Below are 17,706 nucleotides of genomic sequence, written 5' to 3' on the forward strand. Positions count from 1 at the left end.
TTGTGTCCTTCCCGTTGTTGGGAGGCCGGGGCCCTTCCCCGACCTTTCTGGCGAAACCCTTGCCAGAGGCGCGTTGCGGGCAGCACCGCGCGCCTCTTTGGGCGCGCGGCCGGAACGTCAGTGGAGGACGGCAGAGCCGTTGCGCCCGGACCCGGCTCTGGCCTCCTTCGCCAGCTCGTAAAGGCGGGAAGAGCCGCTCCGCCGAGGGGATTGCGGCCGGGCCTTGTTTTGGGAAGGGCGCCTAGTACGTTCCGGACATCCGCGTGAGGAAGCGGCGCTTGTCATCCGGGGCAAGCTGGCGGGAAAGCGCCGTCATGAGGTCTTCGGCCGGTTCATGGACAAGCGCGGTGTTCCAATCGTCATTGCCCGGCGGGGTGAGCAGGCGAACGTCGAGGCCGTTGCCGGTGGCGACCTGTTGCAGCTGCTGGGCGGCTGCAACACCCGGGGCGCCATGGTCATGGGCGATGTAAAGGCGCTGCAACCCGGGTGGCGGGATGAAGAGGGTGAGATGGTTGGCGCTGGTGGCGGCGGCAACGGGCATCGCGGGCATGAGGGAACGCACGGAGAGCATGGTTTCCAGGCCCTCGCCGATTGCCATCACGTCCTCGGCGTTGCCGATGCGGATGGCATGGCCGATGAGGTCGCCCAAGGAGCGTTTGGGTTGGTCGATGCGGGCTTTGCCGGTCCCGTCGGGAGCAAGGTAGAGGCGTTGCACGCCGGTGATGATGCCGGGGTTGTCGGTGACGGCGGCAATGATGGCAGGAAGCGCGATCCGGTGGCCCTCGTCGGTGACGTGATAGCAGCGCGGATGAAAGCGTAGCGCGGAAAGGTGAAGGCCGCAGGAGATGGCGCGGCCGCGCAGGTAGATTTCCCCGGGGGTGCCGAGAATTGGTTTTGAGGCTGCAAAGAGGCGTCGGGCTGCCTCTGCACTGTTGCCGGGTGCGGGCGCGCGCTCCGCAGGCCTCGCCGCGAGGGTGGGTTCGGAGAGGAATTGAAGGGCCTCCTCGCGGGCTTCCCGCCTGGAGATATTGAGGGTTAGCTGGATGATGTCGAGCAGGTCGCCATGCTCGCCGGTAGCGGCATCGGTCCATTTGCCTGCGGCGCCGGGACCATAGTCTGGACCGGCCAGCCGCACGTACATGGAGCGGCCTTTGGTGTTGAAGGCATCGCCTACCATCCAGTAGCGGCCGTTGCGCTTGCCGTTGGAGAGATAATGGGCGCAGACGGCTTCGGCGTTGCGGGCAAGCCGTTCGGAGATTTGGCGTATGGAGGGGGGCATGTCGGTATCTTGTCTTTGACGATTACCGCGGGACGCGCCTCTTGCACCTCCCTTCCCGGTTTACCAAACCGATCCCTCCTCTCGCACTCTTGTTGGCCGCGAAGACGGCGCCTTGTTGTTTGACACAGCGAGTCGCCACGGGGCACGGCGAGAGTATTGCTCTATGTTGGCGGGCAGCTTTGTCATGGGCATGTGTTGCGAGGGCGGGCCACCTTTTTCACTTCACTTGCGGAAGCGATCGAAACCCGCAGGGCCGAGACCCGCGCCTTGGCGTGCGGGGCTCGGTCGCGCCGCCAGTCCTTGGCCGGCGCGAGAGAGCGCGGCCCTCCCGTAGGGAGGGAGCCGCCCATGCTGGTGCCTTACAGAAGAAAAATGTCTGCTTTCATGCTTCGAGGCAATCGCTGCTTGTTTTTGGCCTTCACATTCGGAAGCCCCTCGGCAAGGGGCGCGGTAATGAGCTTCTTGAGATACATGAAACGCAGCAACGCTTTCATGCCAAGCGAGATGTAGATGTAATGATGGTTGGGCTGAGCAAGGAATTCCTGCACATCACGGGCCGTGATATCCGTGGTGCGCAGCTCGTGGTCGGTGAAACGGTACTTCAAAAACCGCTTGGCAATGCGCACGTGCATGACGGATGTCCCGGCCGTCAACCCCGCTTCTCGGATGAGATAGTGACTGAACCGGGCCAGTAACTCCTTCACCTGCGCTTCAGTACCGCGGGGCACAAGCAGCTTCTTCTTGGCCAGATAACCCAGAAACGCAGCGAAGCCATTTGGGAGCAGCCGTTTGTCCGGAACCAGCGGCTTGTCGTTCAAATGGCGGTCGGCAAGCTGGTGTAAGTCCAGCCCAATTGCTGCCGCCTCACGGTCCACGACTCGAAGGCAGATTAGGTAAACCCTGATTGTATTGGGTGTGTAGCCTTCAGATTTCAGAAAGACACGGAAATCAGGTAGGTACTGTCGCAGTACAGGCGCATCCTGCGCCGGTGATCCCCCCGTTTCTCGATGACCTTAAGCCGTATCTGGGTCCGCAGTTGCGAACCGATCGATGTGGCCACAAGGGGTTTTGCTCCGCCTTCGGCGGACTTCTCAATGATCTGCGACAGCGTCAACCCGTTCGGTGCACAGCGGATGATGTCGACCGCCCGGCCGACATTGGTCGTCTTGTCCGGCCCTGAATACCTAGTGCGCTTCACTGGCCCCCCATTGTCAACTTGGTCCAGCATGTCGAGCACGACCTCGACAGAGCGACGCTTCTCTTTGATTTCCTTTGCCTGAACGGTCAGGCGTTGCAGAAGAGCCCGAAGCTCTTGGCGTTGATCCATGGTCGACACTCCTTCGTATAAGGACCCTGACCGATCACGCCTGAGCCGACGGCTCGCGCACGACAGATCGAACGTCCTTACGAGTTCAAAGGAGCGGACAAAGGCGGACTCGTGTCAGTGGCCTTGTGCGCCGCTAACCTCTGAAATGTAGCAGAGGACTGTAGCGAGACGTCAATGCCTCTAGCCGGAAATTATTCGTACCAAGGGCAAGAGCAGCGTATATTGCCCAACTGCCTCTAGAACCGCGTGCTGAAGTTCACCCGACCGATGTGGGTTTCCAGCGTGTCGCCGAACCGGCCGTCGTAGCCGAGCTTCAGATCAAACGTGTCGTCCTTGCTCAGAATGTCGATGCCGGCGCTGAACTCGCCGACGATCTGATCGGTCTCGCTCTCGGCCGAGAACTGGCCAGCAGAAGCGGGCGCGCCCTCGAGCGAAGCGTTGGATGCGAAGAGGTCGTCGCCGAACAGCGTGACGCCGGCGCGGAGGAACGGGCGGATCTGATAGCCGTCGTAGCCGTCGAGCTGCGCGCCGAGCTCGATGGCGGGCGTCGCCGAGAACAGCCAGCGCCCGTCGCCTTCGACGGAGAGATTGAGGGCACCGGCGCCGGTCTCCCTGAAGCCGTGTTGGTAGAGATAGGTGGCATTGAGGTCGACCATGGGCTTGAGGTACAGCCGGGCGCCGAGATCGACGACGTTGGCGGCTCTGAGCCGGAGGTTGGCGTGGCTCAGTTCGTGGTTGGCGTTGGCCTGATCGGCGCCGGGCAGGATGCCGCCGAGGTTGAGGTAACGGTCTGTGTCGTACCAGCCGTGGCCGGCCGTGATGCCGCCCGCGAGGATCCACGAGCCCGTCTGGAACTTGAGCACGCCGCCGATGCTGCCGCTGTCGCCTTCGCTGCGTGACAGATTGCCGACATTGATCTGCGACTTCTCGTAGCCGATGGCGAGGCCCGCGCGCCAGTTGGCGTCGAGGGCGACCTGCATGCCCGACGTGAAGGTGTAGGTCGTCTCGTTGACGCCCGAGCTGCCGTTGGAACCGTCGATACTGGTGTAGCCGGCGGACGCCTTGGCCCAGTAGCACTGCCCCTCCTTGATCGTTCCCTGGGCCCCGGGGGCATTCACCGGGCAGCTCATCAGCTGGTTGGTGAAGTTGAGCGCGGCGTTGACAGTCGACGTCTCCTTCGCCGTATAGGGCTCGTGGCTCATGCGCTCCATGACCGAGGCGATGACCGCCGGGTCCTGCTGGTTGGCGAGGAACGCGAACAGGCTGGCGAGCGCCGGCGAGCCGTCGCCGTTGAGGATGCGCTCGATGTAGGCGCCGGCGGAGGCCTGGCTCGCCGTCAGCCCGTCGAAGGATGTGAAGTCGACATTGCGGATGCCGACCTTGAGGTCGTTGCCGTCGGCGAACACCTCGTAGTCGACCGCAGCGCTGTCGACCACGGTGACGCCGTTGGCGGTGAGGCCGTTGGCGGCGCTGATGACCGTCTCGGCCGGGCGGACGGCTGCGAACGACTTGAGCGTCGGCACGATGACGCCGGAGACGTCGGCGGCGCCCGCTGCCAAGAGGATGTCGGAGGCCCCGGGACCAACGCCGAAGCCGAGATCGACGTGGAAGCTCGCGCCCGCCGACTGCACAAAATCGCCGGTGAACTCAGTTGAGCCGACGTTGTCCGAGCCGGCAATCACGAGATCGCCGTCGTTGGTCAGAGTGCCGCCGTTGAGATTGACGGTGTCGCGGGTTTCGAGGACGCCGCCCGTCTTGTTCCAGTAGCGGTTGGCCCCAAGTCCCAGATCGATGTTGCCGATGACGTAGCCCGCGCTTTCCACCGCGTCGTTACCGTCGGTCGCCATGATGGCGCGGTCGCTGACCGCATGGATGGTGCTGTCGGCGCCGATGGTGATGATGTTGTCGGCGCCGCCGTCGAGCCTAATGGCCGCGCCCATGTTCTCGCCGCCCTGGATGGTACCTTCGTAGACATTGACGATGATATTGCTGCCGCCGTCGCCGCCGACCGACTGCGCGAAGATGCCGTAGCCGTTCCACGACGGGGCATAAATGCTGCCCATGTGGCTGACCGAGACCTCGCCGCCCTTGCCTTCGCCGCCGGTCGAGCCCGCGAACGCCGTGCCGTCTGCCACTTCGACGATATCGGTCTTGTCGCCGTCGCCGTTGAGATCGAGGCCGTCCTCAACATCATCGAAATCGCCGTCGCCGTTGTTGTCGAACTCGGCTTCGTTGATCGCCTGCGTGTTGCTTACGATGCCGCCGCCGCCGCCGACTGACTGCGCGAAGATGCCGATCGATCCGGCGCGCTGCTCGGGATCATCGCTCATGCCACCCATCGCGATGATGGTGCCCTCGCTTGAGACGGTCACGTTGCCGCCGTCGCCGGAGATGCCGTCGCGGAACCCATACTCGCCCCCCTTGAAGACGACGGAATCCGTCGAGGATGCCTGGAGGTAAGCCTTAACGTACTCGAGGTAATCGTCGCCGTTGGTGATGAGCGGGCGGATCTCGGCGGGCAGGCCGCTCAGGATCTCATTCTTGATCGCTTCCGGGAGATTTTCGAAGGCGCTGGTGAAGTTCGCCACCGCCTCTTCCGAGATCGGCAGACCGTTGTCGTCGAGCACGTCGGCGAAGAGGCTCTCGGTCTCGGCCTTTTCCTCGTCCGTCAGGGTGCCGTCGCCGTCAAGGTCGATGCCTTCGCCGTCGAACTTGTTGGCCGAGGTGTCGCGCACGGCGCGCGTTTCGTCGACGCCGGTCTTCTCGACGCCATAGGTGATGTCGCCAGCAACGCCGCCGCCACCGCCGACCGACTGCGCGAAGATGCCGTAGGAGCCCTGACCCAAGGTGACGATGTCACCGCGTTGGACCACAGTCACGTCGCCGCCGTCGCCGGCCGCGCCGCCGAGACCGCCGATGGCGGTCTTGCCACCATTGGCGAGATGGGCGTTGCCGCCAACGCCGCCGCCGCCGCCAACGCTCTGAGCAAAGATGCCGTGTGAGGCGGTACCCGAGGTGACGATGGCCACCTCCGTGACGGCGCCCGAGCAAGTGCCGGCCGTCGCGTCGTAGGCGGCGCCGTTGCAGACGGTCACGGTGTCGCCGTCACCGGCAGCGCCGCCGACGCCGCCGACGGAGATGCCATAATGCGGCTTGATGCTGCTTTCCTGCGTCTCCTGGACGGCAGCGTTGAAGCCCACTTTACGGATGGCCTTAATGAACTCGTTGCGAAATTCTGAGCTGGCGCTGCCGAGGTCGGCCGAGCCGCCGTCGCCGCCGCCACCGCCGACCGACTGTGCGAAAATGCCGTTGGCGAGATGGCCCTCGGTGACGATCTGCCCGGTGTTCGACACGACGACCTTGCGGCCGTCGCTCGCGGCACCGCCGTAGCCGCCGATCGAGATATCGCCGGACAGGGCCGAACCGGACAGGCCGCCGGCGCCGCCACCGCCACCGACGCTCTGGGCGTAGATTCCGGTCGCGCCGTCACCCATCGTTCCGATGTTGCCAGAGTTGGAGATTTCGACGGTGCCCGCGGCGCCGCCTCGTGCACCGAAGCCGCCCACCGAAAGCTTGTACTTCTGGCTGCGGAAGTTCTTCTTGACCGTGCCTTGAGCTTCGAACTTCGTCTTGAGTTCCTTGGCGCCGACGGAGGAACTGCCCCCTGCGCCACCGCCGCCGCCGATCGACTGGCCGAAGATGCCGACAGACCCGTTGCCCTGCGTCAGGATCAAGGCGGAGTTTTCCACGTCGACATCGCCGCCGTCACCGCCGGCGCCGGCGAAGCCGCCGACCGCAATGGCGAGCTGCTTGCCTGGCTTCACCTGGCTGCTCAAATCGTGATGCAGGACCGAGAAGCCGCGGCTGCCGCCGCCGTCGCCACCGCCGCCGCCAACGCTCTGGGCATAGACGCCATAGGCTCCATGATAGGCGGTGATGATCTCGCCGGAGTTGGTGACGGTAACCGTGTCGGCATCGCCGCCCGCGCCTCCGAAACCGCCGAGTGTCAGCGAGTAGGTGCCCGAAATCGCGGCGTTGAGGGCCGCGGTGGCAGCGGTCGAGATGCCGCCCTTGCCGCCGCCGCCGCCGATGGATTGCGCCAGGATGGCGTGGCCGTGGGTGCCGAGGGTGGTGATCGAGCCGACGTTGGTGACGTCAACCTTGTCGCCGTCGCCGCCGGCGCCGCCGAAGCCGCCGACGCTCAGCGCCAGGCTCTGGGTCTTGGGACCGACCCCGCCAGAGAAGCTGCCACTGTCGCCACCGGCGCCGCCGCCGCCGCCGATCGATTGCGCCAGGATGCCGACGGCGTGTTCACCGGACACAATGATGTCGCCGTTATTGGTGACGTCAACAAGGCCGGCGTCATTGCCGGTGCCGCCGAAGCCTCCGACCGATACCGACAGCATGTTGGAATTGGTCACGCCGAAGGTGAAGGAGCCCGAAAAGCCGCCGGCGCCGCCGCTGCCGCCGATCGATTGGGCCAGGATGCCATGGGCGTTCTGACCGGCATCCGCGTGCTCGGGGTCGCCGGTGATGATGAGGCCGTCGTTGCCGACGGAGACGGCGTTGCCGATGGCGCCGCTGCCGCCGGCGCCGCCGAGCGCCAGCGAGACGTTAGCCGAGTCCCCGCCGCCGAGGGCGAGCCCGAGGGCTCCGCCGCCGTTGCCGCCATTGCCGCCGACCGATTGGGCCAGGATGCCATATGCGAAATCGCCGGTGGTGCTGATGATTGCGGTGCTTGCCGTCGTGACGTTGACGGTGCCGGCGCGGCCGCCGTCGCCGCCGAACCCACCAATGGTGACGCTGGGCGCTAGGCTGCGGCTGCCGGTGGAGGTGTTGACCGAGCCGTTTAGGTTGCCGCTAAAGCCTCCCGCGCCGCCGCTGCCGCCGATCGACTGGGCGACGATCGCCGCCGAGTGCCCGCCCGTCGTGGCGATGATGCCGTCGATGCCCTGGGCCGACCCCACGATGACGTCGCCAGCCGTGCCGCCGTTGCCGCCCTCGCCGCCCAAGGAGATGCCGATGGAGCCGCTGGTCGCGCGCGTGACGCTCCCAGACGCGTTGATCGAGAAGCCGCCCGCGCCGCCATTGCCGCCGACCGATTGCGCGAGAATGCCATAGGCCATGTCGCCGGTCGTCAGAACGTTGCCGGTGCTGTCGACAGCGACGCGGTCCGAGACGCCGCCGTTGCCGCCGCTGCCGCCGACCGAGGCGCCGGCTGCGCCGCCGGTACCGGAGGTGGTGAAGGCGAAGGACAGGTTGACCGAAGCACCCCCTGCGCCACCGTTACCGCCGATCGACTGGGCAACGATGCCGTGCGAGCGGTCGGAAGTGGTGAAGATATTGCCGAGGTTGGCTAGGTCGACCGTGCCGCCGCGTCCTCCATCACCGCCGGCGCCGCCGATGGCGACGCTGGCCGCCGCCGCGCCGGAGCTACCGAGGGCGATTGCCGCCGAGCCACCGAGGCCGCCAATGCCACCCGAACCGCCAATGGACTGGGCAAGCAGGCCGTAGGCGTCAGTGTTGATGCGCTCGCCGGACTCCGGATCTTCTGCGAGTCCAACGGAGAAGATGTCGGCGTTGTTGGTCAGGTTGACTGCGCCGCCCCTGCCGCCGTCACCGCCCGAGCCACCGAGGGAGACGGAGGCCGAGCCCGTGCGCGCCGACGCCGATCCGCTCGAGGCCAGACCGACAGAGAGGCCGCCGGCGCCGCCGTCGCCACCGATCGATTGGGCTGCAACGCCGATGGCGCGAGCGCCGTTCGTTACGATTATGGCATTGTTGGTGATGTTGACGCTGCCGCCTCTGCCGCCCTCGCCGCCGGGGCCGCCGAGGCTGACCGCGGCTGAGCCGCCGCTGCCCGACGTGCCGTTGAGGGCACCGGCGACGGAAAGGCCACCGACGCCGCCCGAGCCGCCAATCGATTGGGCGAGAACGCCGTAGGCGTCGGCACCTGAAGTGTAGATGGCGCCATCGTTGCTGACGCTGACCGTGCCGGCCGTGCCGCCAGTACCGCCCGAGCCGCCCAGCGACACGCCGGCGGAAGCACCGCTGCCGCCGCTGATGTTGAGCGCACCGGCGACGGATATGCCGGCGATACCACCGGCGCCGCCGAGCGATTGAGCGACAATGCCGGAGGCACCATCGCCGCTGGCCGAAAGCGCGCCACTGTTGATCAGAGTAACGGTGCCCGCCGTGCCGCCGTCGCCACCATTGCCGCCGAGCCCGACACTGACAGCGCCGCCCGCGCTTGTGGAGGCAGTGAGCGCGCCAGCGACAGCAAGGCCGCCAGTTCCACCCGAACCGCCGACCGATTGGGCGACAAGGGCGCTGGAGCCCGCCCCCCCCGTCGTGACATCGCCGGTGTTGCCGAGGGTGACGGTGCCGCCCGCGCCGCCACCGCCGCCGGAGCCGCCGAACCCGAGCGCCACGCTTCCCGCTGCCACGCCACCCGCGCCGCTGGCCGCGATGGAGCTGCCGCCAGCACCACCGCCGCCGCCGACCGACTGGGCCAGGATGCCGTAGGCCTGGGCGCCGCGGGTTATGATGCGGCCGGTGTTGTCGACGTTGACGGTGCCGCCGTTATTGCCACTACCCCCGCTGCCGCCGACGGAAATTCCGACAGCCGCGGTGTTGCTGAGGCCTGCCGCCACCGACATGCCGCCTTCGCCGCCACCCCCGCCGATGCTCTGAGCAAGGATGCCGTAGGCGCCGTCGCCCAGCGTCTCGATCGATGCGGCGTTCGACACATCGACGGCTGCGCCGGTACCGCCATCTCCGCCCGCGCCTCCAAGGGCGACGTTGAGATTGCCTCCGATGCTGGCGCTTGCCGCAACGGAAAGCCCCCCTGAGCCGCCGCCGCCGCCGACACTCTGGGCAAATATGCCGTAGGAGCCGACGCCTTCTGTCAGAATGACGCCGCTCTCAACGTCGACGGTGACGTTGGAGGCCGAGCCACCTTTGCCGCCAGCACCGCCGACGCCAACGCTGGCGCTGGCACCGGCGCTGATCGAGCCTGCGATCCCCATGCCGCCGTTGCCGCCGCCGCCGCCGATCGATTGCGCGACGATGCCGCTGGAGCGGTCGCCCGTGGTGGCGATATAGGCGTTGGACGTGAGATCGACGACGCCGCCGTCGCCGCCGTCACCGCCCGAGCCGCCAACGGCCATTGAGCTGTTGACGCCGGGGCCAATGCTCGCGCCGGCCGAGATAGAGCGACCGCCGTTGCCGCCACCACCGCCGACCGATTGGGCGAGGATGGCGCTGGCTTGGTTTCCGGCCGTCGTCAGAACGCCGCCAGCGGTGACTGTGACAGTGCCGCCATCGCCGCCGGGACCGCCGGAGCCGCCAACCGAGACTGCCGAGGAGGGCGAGACCGACGTCGCATTGCCGCCGTTGCCGCCGCCGCCACCGATGGACTGCGCAACGAGCGACGCAGCGCGGTCCCCAGTCGTGGCGATGACGCCGTTGTTGCCTTGCGTGACCGTGACGGCGGCGCCTTGGCCGCCAGAACCGGCACGTCCGCCTGTGGCGAAGACGCCGCCCGAGCTACCGCCGTCTCCGCCGCCGCCGCCCACCGATTGGGCGATAACGCCGAATGATCCGGCACCACTTGTGGTGATGGTTCCAGTATTTGTGACGGTGACCGCGCTGCCATCGGCGTAGCTGCCGCCGTTGCCGCCGATGGCGTAAATGCCGCCAGAATCCGAGCCCGAGCCAGCGCCGGCACCGTAGCTGCGCGCGAAGATGCCGTATGCGGCGTCGCCACTCGTGGTGATGTCTCCGGCGTTGTTGACGGTGACTTTACCGCCCTTGCCGCCGTTGCCGCCCTTACTGCCGAGCGCGACGGCGCCGTCGGAGTCGCCGCCCTCACCGCCGTCGCCGCCGCGGCTTTGCGCCAGCACGCCGTGGCTATCGTTGCCGGTGGTTATGATGCTCGAGGAGGCCTTGAGATCGACGAAGACCTCGCCGCCATCGCCACCCCGGCCGCCTGCGCCCGGTTCGGCGACGAGGCCGCCGGCCCCGCCACCATTCCCGCCCTTGCCGCCCTCACTGGTTGCGAAGACGCCATAGCGGCTGGCACCGACAATTACGATCTCACCTGAATGGGTGACGACGACCGATCCGCCGTCGTTACCGTTGCCGCCTTTTTTGCCCTTCGTGTAGAGTCCGAGAACTGTTTTGGTGCCGCCTTTGCCGCCCTTGCCGCCTTCGGCTTCTGCATGCAGGCCATGACCGTTGGCCGTGAAGCTAGCATTGTTGATTAGGTTGACGGCGCCGGCCGCGCTGGCGTTGCTGCCGTCAGTCGCATCCTCATCGGGAATGCCGTCACCGTCGAGGTCGACATCCGGAAGCCCGTCACCGTCGAGGTCGACGTCTACGATGCCGTCGCCGTTGATGTCGACGTCGGGAAGGCCATCATTGTTGGCATCGTCCGGGATGCCGTCGGGGCCTTCGCTGCCGTCCTCGTTATTGACGTTGTCGATGTATTCGACGGTAAATTCGATATCGGTGCCGTCGCCACCGAAATTGCCGCGCTCCCGGACCAGGACGCCCGTCGTCGAGACGTTGACCGGTGGACCGGCGGGAGCGTTCACCGTGACGTAGCTGAAACCAGCGTCATTGTAACTGATGCCACCGGTCGGCACGCCGGAGCAGGTCGCCGCTGAGCCGCTGGTGCTGCAGGTCGAGTTGGCGCCCTGCGCGAGTGCCTGAGATGTGGGCGCTGCGAAGGCGAGAAGCGCTATGACGGCGCTCGCCGCAATAGCCTTGACGCGTTCCAGACGCCGAGTGGAGACAAAACTCAAGAGCTTCGGGGCAATTCCGAGAACGCGACGCGACATAATGTAAGCTACCGTACGCTGACACCGACTGTGTTGCTCCGGTAGCATCGCGCTGTCCGAAGCGAGGCAACACGACACCTCTCAGCGCTGAAAACAGCACTATCCCGCCTACCCCTGCACAGTTTGTAATTGCTTGATCCGCGTAAGTGAATGGTATGCACGGAATATGAGTACGAAAATCACTTTTGCGTGCATCGGTTGACTCCCTGGAGTGGTATTTCGGAAACACTGCATACGGACCAAGACGTTGACATGATGGTTCAATATAGCGACACGGACGGTCTGATTCGTGTCGTAGGGGGTAGAGATGTCGAGAGTGGTTTCAGTTGCGGCGTTCATCGCGGGTATCATCATGCTTACCGGCGTGGCCGGCGCTCAAGAGAAGGGGAAGGGAAAGACACCGCCGGCAGCGTCTGCTGACAAAGCGGGCGCCGCACAAGCTTCGCCCCAGGCGCTGTCCGTTCCATGGCTCGTCAACTGCGCCTCCACTGGCGGGGAGGTCCCGTGCGAAGCGAGCCAGCGCCTCGTGGTCCAGAAGACCGGACAGCTTCTAATTGCCGTGACCGTGCGCATTCCGCCGGAGTCCAAGACGGGAGCGATGATGCTGCATCTACCGCACGGGCTGTTCCTGCCCGACGGCGTGACGCTCGACATCGACGGCAAGGTGAGCAAAAAGCATGACGTTCAGACGTGCGATCAGAAGGGCTGCTATGCCGGGCTGCCGATCGACGACGCGAACCTGAAGATGCTGCAGTCCGGGAAGACGATGACGGTCGCCTTCCGCAATCTGCAGAAGGAGGAGGTGCGTGTGCCGATTACGCTGAGCGGTTTCAAGGAAGCGTACGCAAAGCTGCGGCAATAGCGTGCTAACCACCCTCATGAGTGCGGCGCGGTCAGGCCGCGCACTGGAGACCTTTTCTTTGAAGATTTGCGCCGCTCGATAGCCAGTGCAGTGGGTCAGCGGAGCTCTCGCCTATCATCTGGACAAGCTACAAATTTTCAGTGTCAACGGGGCAGAGCAAACTCTTTCATCCAAAATGGTTCCCGACCCTCTCGATTGTCGCGTTTGGGAGAAATCTAGGCACCGTTCTGCTCCGGATTCGGCAGCGGCGTCACATCCTGCTGGGCATGGATTTCGTCGGCGTAGAGTTTGACCTTGTCGACAAGCTGATGCCAGTCTCCGTAGCGGCTGTAGAGCGCGTCGAAGTGGTCCGGCGGTTCAGCGAAGGCGATGGCTTCGAACAGGCGCTCCATTGTTATGGCGGCGAAGGAAACCCGGCTGGCTCCGGGGCCGCTGAGGTGATTCCTGAAAGTCTCTGCGGCCTTCTGGGGCGACGTGTTTAAGGGCGGGGACTACCTCGTCGGCATGCACAGCGTCGAGCATGGACAGCGTCAGACACGTCAGGCGATAGAGTTGCTGGATCGGGTTGTCCCGGAGTGTGCGCTGATACGCACACTGCAGAATATAAGGATACAACGCACGTTTATTGCCCTGGGGCCGGTCGCAATGTCCTTTGCGACGTTGAGCACTGCGCCTCAGGATCGGACACGGTAAGGAGACATCTTACAAGGACCTCGCGCAGTGCGTCACTAGTCGATTTTAAGCGTGGCTTGCCATTGCGCGGGATAAAGCCTAGCCGGCTCACAGGGTTGAGCCCCCTGCATCATATTTAGCATATACATCATAAAACAAAGGCCCCTGATGGAGCCCCTGCTGTGCCACGTACCCTGACTTAGAAGGTGCGTTCCTCGGTCGGTGCGTCGTGCCCGAAGACGGGTTCCTCGGCGTGCGCGGCGGCTTCCTGCATCTTCTTGAGCTTCTTGGCCGATACCTTGGCGTTTTCCGGGGCGGCGTCGGGAGAATCCTGCTCCCTTTCCCAATGCTTCTGGACGCTGCCGACCACGGAGAGGCGGCCGCCTTCATGCTGGTTGGTCCAGCCGCTGATGTCGCGGATGACGCCCTTGTCGTTCCACCAGCCGTAAATGTCGGCGCGGCGGAAGCCTTCCTCGGTCAACTCGCCGTTGGGCAATTCGGATTCGAACAGCACGAAGCGGCCGGACTCGAGCTTCATGCCGTTCACCTCGACGGCGGGGCCGATGTTGTCTTCGGCACCGGCCCGCATCTTGTCGCGGGCGCTGTCGCTGCGGGCGAAGGGTTCGACCTGGCCGTTGTAGGCGGTGAGGATAACGCCTTTGGCATTGGTGAAGGATGTGCTCCAGCCGGCGACGTTGAACTGGCGGTCGGGATTGTCATGGGCGGCGACGTAACCTTTGAGGTTGGGCAGTGCCTTGCCGTTACGGTTGGTGCGCTTCTTAGGATAGAGGTTTGCGGAAAAGGTCGGGATGGTTTGGTCCATGGATATACGCTTCCTTGTTGATCAACATCCACCGAACTCTTCTTGTTGTTGTTGCGTGGGGTGCGGGAAGGCTGACGGCATGGCCAAGGCTGGTCAACGCATGTGCGCACGGAATGGTCACTTGCGTACACGGAGCGCACATTGCTACGGCGAGAGCAGACGGTGTGGGAAAAGCGGTGAGTGCATATCGAAATGGCTTGTGCGGGTGCGGTGGATTGCGAAAAATGGAATGCTGTCCCGGGATGCGGGGTTGGGCGAAAGCGATATACGGTGAACCTCTGTTGCGGCATTGAAGGGCTTGGCGATGTGGGACAGGCAAAAGCTTGGGAAGCTGGCGCGTGAGCGCAAGGCGGCGCTGGGCGGTTTGAACAAGGCGCTGCTGGCTTTTGCCCGGACACAGGAGATGACGGAGGAGACCGGCATCGACCGCCGGAAAGCGGAACAGGACCTGGCGGCCGCCCTCGACAGGTTGGAACCGGATGCCGTGCTGCAGATGAAGGCGCTGGGAAGCGTCGAGCGTGATGAAGTCCTGCGGGATTTCCTGACGGCTCTGACGGATCACAACCAGGAGAATATCGTGCGGGAACTGAAAGAGGTGCAGGAGCTTTCAGAGCCTGTGCTGGAAGCGCCGGTGCTCGAAAAGCCAGAAAACCAAAAGGCCGCATCGAAAAAGAAGCGCGGCCTTCGGATGTTCAGAGGGTAGGGCTACTGTCGACATTGACACGCGCGTGCACTTTTGGCTTGCTGCGGGGAAATAGCTGTCTTCCCGCAAAGGGGCATGTGTCTCCTGCTTTTTGCATGTCACCTGGATGTGTGTTCCCTGGTTGTCGGATACAGGACAGATCCTACACTTGAGGGCGCGCCTCTTCTTTGGCCGTGCGGGGATGCCTGTTCGGCCGTGATTTCGTTCTTTCGTTTGGCCTTGTGGGGGGTGACGTTGACTGAGGGCATGGGCTTGCCGAAAAAATGCAAACGCGAACCGGCACAGCCGCAATCTATCTCTTCTGATGATTATCGCTTCTGATGAACGGCGATCTTCATGGATTGCTCGTTGGCGACGACGAGCTGGCGCAAGTTTGTCGCGATCTTCCGGAATCCGCCTGTCGGGAGCAACCGCGCAATTACCGCTTGCATGTCGTGTCTCTGAGCCTCACGAGGATCGGCGAGGGACTTGCTGATACCAAACTGGTGCTTGCCTGGTTACTCGACGCGATTGGTGCGCCAACCTGGGCGATTGGACTATTGGTGCCCGTGCGTGAATCGCTTGCCATGCTACCGCAACTCCTGATTTCGGCGCGTGTTCGACGCATGAACATTCGCAAGACCGCCTATGTTGTGGGCTGTGTTGTGCAAGGTCTCGCGATTCTTGGATTCGGATTGGTCGTTCTGATGCTTACGGGCAGCATAGCCGGCATCCTGGCGATCGGCCTTATCGCGGCGTTTGCCCTCGGGCGCAGCCTATGCTCGATCGCGCACAAGGACGTGCTGGCAAAGACCGTGGACAGGGGGCGCCGTGGCTCTGTCAGTGGTATCGCAGGAAGCATCGCGGCGGCTGCAACGCTGCTGTTGGCTGCTGGTTATGCGACCGGCTGGATACCGCTCAGTATTCCGGTCGTCGCTGGTGCCGTAATTCTCGGCGGTATGGCGTGGCTGCTTGCTGCATTTTTATTTGGATCGATCCGTGAAGATCGCGGCGCGACTGAAGGCGGAATCGACGGCTTTGCCGCTGTCGTTGCACAATTGGCGCTCTTGCGTCGTGACGCGCGTTTGCAGCACTTCATTGCGACACGCGCCTTGCTATTGTCGACGGCGCTCGCACCACCCTTTTACATCGCGCTTAGCGGTGACCGCGAACCAAGCGGGCTGGGCACGCTAGGTCTGTTTATGATAGCGGCTGCTGCTGCAAGTCTGTCGAGTTCCTATATCTGGGGGCGACTCGCAGACCGATCGAGCCGGCAGGTGTTGATGTATTCGGCTGCGTTGGCGTCACTGGCTAATGCCGTGTGCGCGCTCACGGCGCTAGCGATGCCGGACCAATTGGAGACCGCACTGCTGCTGCCCGCAATGTTGTTTGTGCTCATGATCGCGCATCAAGGGGTTCGGCTTGGGCGCTCGGTGCACATCGTCGATATGGCTGATCTCGACAGCCGTGCCACCTATACTGCACTTAGTAATTCGGTGGTGGGCCTTATTCTTCTTGCCGGCGGTGTATTTGGCATCATTGCTCAGTGGTTCGGCGTTGGCACGGTGCTGGCGCTGTTTGCATTAATGGCGGCGATGGCCGTATTGGCTGCTTCGGGCTTGGACGAAGTCCAGACAACGTAAGAGTGACGCTGAACTCCCTGACATAGTTGACCCGCCAGCAGTGCGTCTTTTCCTAGAGCATAGCGGCGTAGCGCGCGTGCTCCCTAAGCCTGTCGCCGACAAGCCGCTTGAGTTCAGCCGGCGACTTGTCAGCCGTGAAACTGAGCACCGATCCAGCGAGTGTCGTACCTTGATATTCTAAGCTGACAGTTGCTCCAGACGCCTCGGCGATGGCATGACCTTTGAGGTCGAGGCTGCCGGTTGTATAAGAGGATGGCGAGCCCCTCACCATCCTCCCAGCCAATGTTGCGCCTAAGGACTCGATTCTGTTGTTTGAACGGCTGTCGGGATCATTTCTATCCGGCGATATGGGGCTATGTTTCCGGCTTGACGCAACGCTTCGTCTACAAGCGTAAAGACCTCGTCGCGGCAATCAATATCGCGGTCAAACCGGGACAGCCAATAGCGCAACGCATAGGTGATCCCGCCCTCTTCGTAGGCCAAGACACGCACATCAGGTGGAGGTTCTTGCTGGATGAGTTTCGCGGCTTTCAGAGCCTCTACCATCACCTCGCGCGCGCGCCCAATAGGCATACTATGATCAAGGGTGATACTGACCTGGGTACGATATTCTGGTTTGGGCGCGGAATAGTTGGTAATGCGCTGGCGCGCAATCTGACTGTTGGGGAGGATCACATAGGTACGGTCACGGGTTAGAAGACGTGTGGTGCGCCAGCCGATCTCGATCACAGCGCCGCGTGCCAGCCCGTCGATATCGACCCAGTCGCCGATGCGGAATGGCCCTTCGATGCCGAGAGCGACCCCGGACAATGTGTCGGCGACGACGTTGCGAATGGCGAAACCCAGCATAGCGAGCACCAAGCCTGATCCCGCAAGCGCCCCTAACGCGCCCTTCCCCATAAAGAGCGAAACCACTGCGGCGAAAGCGACCAGGAACAACATTGCCGCGACCAAATCCTTGAGCAGGCGCGGATAAGGCCGTCGCTTCGTCGCTGCCCGATCGAGCGCTAGCGCTGTGATCCTGCTGATAAGCCAGGCTGTTGCAAAATAGGCCAACGCGGTGAGGGCAAGCCGCAAGGTTTCACTATCGCCGAAGAGCGCGACAAGTGGCGACGGTGCCAGAACCAGCCCGAGGCTGGCCAATGTCAATATGGCCGGCCAGACAAGCCGACGAACATTCTGCTTCGGGCTCATTATCAGACCTCTCCCACTTAGCCGCACTGCGCAACGCCCGTACAGCAGACAAGGCAGGACGGACAATCATTCGCATGCAACCGGTAGATCGCCGCTGCGTAGCAGCGGTGGCCGCGCCGCATGCTCGCAAAATATCGTTTAGTCAACGGCCTACGCTTGAGAAAGGGACTTCGTGACAACCATCTGAGAGACAGATTGCTTACTTTGTGCGGTGGATTGCTGCCACAGTCGGATCGCCGACGTCATTTTATCGGGGAGTTCCCAAGGATTCGATCCGACCATGGCACCAAACCTAGCCATTTGGAGATCCCACACAAGTCCGGACGGAATAGTCAGCACGCTTTAGCACGCGTAGTCAGGAAAGCACTAGCGCGCTCAAAC

10 protein-coding genes and 1 pseudogene are annotated in these 17,706 nt (G+C 63.7%); 3 read left to right on the top strand and 8 right to left on the bottom strand.

The window, feature by feature from the left end; translation table 11 throughout:
• Positions 1 to 241 precede the first annotated feature (241 nt).
• The 4 genes from YBN1229_RS03240 to YBN1229_RS03255 all read right to left on the bottom strand — a co-directional run bounded on the left by YBN1229_RS03240 (position 242) and on the right by YBN1229_RS03255 (position 11,449).
• Positions 242 to 1,279, bottom strand: coding sequence for a DUF7146 domain-containing protein (locus YBN1229_RS03240; protein WP_046476629.1), 1,038 nt, complete (start codon positions 1,277 to 1,279; stop codon positions 242 to 244).
• A 359-nt stretch (positions 1,280 to 1,638) separates the two neighbouring features.
• Positions 1,639 to 2,097, bottom strand: a complete 459-nt coding sequence (locus YBN1229_RS03245; protein WP_160298678.1) for a site-specific integrase — start codon at positions 2,095 to 2,097, stop codon at positions 1,639 to 1,641.
• A gap of 113 nt (positions 2,098 to 2,210) precedes the next feature.
• A complete protein-coding gene (locus YBN1229_RS03250) occupies positions 2,211 to 2,606 on the bottom strand; it encodes a hypothetical protein (RefSeq protein ID WP_046476633.1) in 396 nt (131 codons plus the stop codon).
• Positions 2,607 to 2,842: 236 nt separating this feature from the next.
• The gene (locus YBN1229_RS03255) at positions 2,843 to 11,449 is read right to left on the bottom strand and encodes an autotransporter outer membrane beta-barrel domain-containing protein (RefSeq protein ID WP_046476635.1); all 8,607 of its coding nucleotides are present in this window, start codon (positions 11,447 to 11,449) and stop codon (positions 2,843 to 2,845) included.
• Between the two features lie 307 nt (positions 11,450 to 11,756).
• Here YBN1229_RS03255 and YBN1229_RS03260 point away from each other — a divergent pair, with 307 nt between their 5' ends.
• Entirely contained in the window at positions 11,757 to 12,311 is a 555-nt protein-coding gene (locus tag YBN1229_RS03260) for an invasion associated locus B family protein (RefSeq protein ID WP_082100999.1), read from the top strand.
• A gap of 215 nt (positions 12,312 to 12,526) precedes the next feature.
• Here YBN1229_RS03260 and YBN1229_RS18850 read toward each other — a convergent pair.
• Positions 12,527 to 12,787, bottom strand: a pseudogene (locus tag YBN1229_RS18850) (hypothetical protein); the annotation flags it as partial.
• A 395-nt stretch (positions 12,788 to 13,182) separates the two neighbouring features.
• Positions 13,183 to 13,806, bottom strand: coding sequence for a hypothetical protein (locus YBN1229_RS03270; RefSeq protein ID WP_046476640.1), 624 nt, complete (start codon positions 13,804 to 13,806; stop codon positions 13,183 to 13,185).
• 304 nt (positions 13,807 to 14,110) lie between these two features.
• Between YBN1229_RS03270 and YBN1229_RS03275 the strand changes: the two genes are divergently transcribed.
• Both YBN1229_RS03275 and YBN1229_RS03280 read left to right on the top strand, forming a co-directional pair.
• The gene (locus YBN1229_RS03275; protein WP_046476642.1) at positions 14,111 to 14,509 is read left to right on the top strand and encodes a hypothetical protein; all 399 of its coding nucleotides are present in this window, start codon (positions 14,111 to 14,113) and stop codon (positions 14,507 to 14,509) included.
• Between the two features lie 320 nt (positions 14,510 to 14,829).
• On the top strand, positions 14,830 to 16,131 hold the full coding sequence (locus tag YBN1229_RS03280) for a hypothetical protein (RefSeq protein WP_046476644.1): 1,302 nt from the start codon (positions 14,830 to 14,832) through the stop codon (positions 16,129 to 16,131).
• Between the two features lie 52 nt (positions 16,132 to 16,183).
• Here YBN1229_RS03280 and YBN1229_RS03285 read toward each other — a convergent pair whose 3' ends face one another.
• Positions 16,184 to 16,402, bottom strand: a complete 219-nt coding sequence (locus YBN1229_RS03285) for a hypothetical protein (RefSeq protein ID WP_046476646.1) — start codon at positions 16,400 to 16,402, stop codon at positions 16,184 to 16,186.
• A 20-nt stretch (positions 16,403 to 16,422) separates the two neighbouring features.
• Positions 16,423 to 17,325: a mechanosensitive ion channel family protein gene (locus tag YBN1229_RS03290; RefSeq protein ID WP_046476648.1), complete on the bottom strand. Its 903-nt coding sequence runs from the start codon at positions 17,323 to 17,325 to the stop codon at positions 16,423 to 16,425.
• Positions 17,326 to 17,706: the final 381 nt, after the last annotated feature.

It is taken from the genome of Candidatus Filomicrobium marinum (assembly GCF_000981545.1).
Taxonomy (GTDB): Bacteria; Pseudomonadota; Alphaproteobacteria; order Rhizobiales; family Hyphomicrobiaceae; genus Filomicrobium; species Filomicrobium insigne.

Bases quoted from the DNA above. Each gene is read 5' to 3' on its own strand.
- YBN1229_RS03285 (WP_046476646.1), bottom strand. From the start codon at position 16,402: ATGGTGAGGGGCTCGCCATCCTCTTATACAACCGGCAGCCTCGACCTC.
- YBN1229_RS03280 (WP_046476644.1), top strand. From the start codon at position 14,830: ATGAACGGCGATCTTCATGGATTGCTCGTTGGCGACGACGAGCTGGCG.
- YBN1229_RS03260 (WP_082100999.1), top strand. From the start codon at position 11,757: ATGTCGAGAGTGGTTTCAGTTGCGGCGTTCATCGCGGGTATCATCATG.
- YBN1229_RS03275 (WP_046476642.1), top strand. From the start codon at position 14,111: ATGTGGGACAGGCAAAAGCTTGGGAAGCTGGCGCGTGAGCGCAAGGCG.
- YBN1229_RS03290 (WP_046476648.1), bottom strand. From the start codon at position 17,325: ATGAGCCCGAAGCAGAATGTTCGTCGGCTTGTCTGGCCGGCCATATTG.
- YBN1229_RS03250 (WP_046476633.1), bottom strand. From the start codon at position 2,606: ATGGATCAACGCCAAGAGCTTCGGGCTCTTCTGCAACGCCTGACCGTT.
- YBN1229_RS03255 (WP_046476635.1), bottom strand. From the start codon at position 11,449: ATGTCGCGTCGCGTTCTCGGAATTGCCCCGAAGCTCTTGAGTTTTGTC.
- YBN1229_RS03270 (WP_046476640.1), bottom strand. From the start codon at position 13,806: ATGGACCAAACCATCCCGACCTTTTCCGCAAACCTCTATCCTAAGAAG.
- YBN1229_RS03240 (WP_046476629.1), bottom strand. From the start codon at position 1,279: ATGCCCCCCTCCATACGCCAAATCTCCGAACGGCTTGCCCGCAACGCC.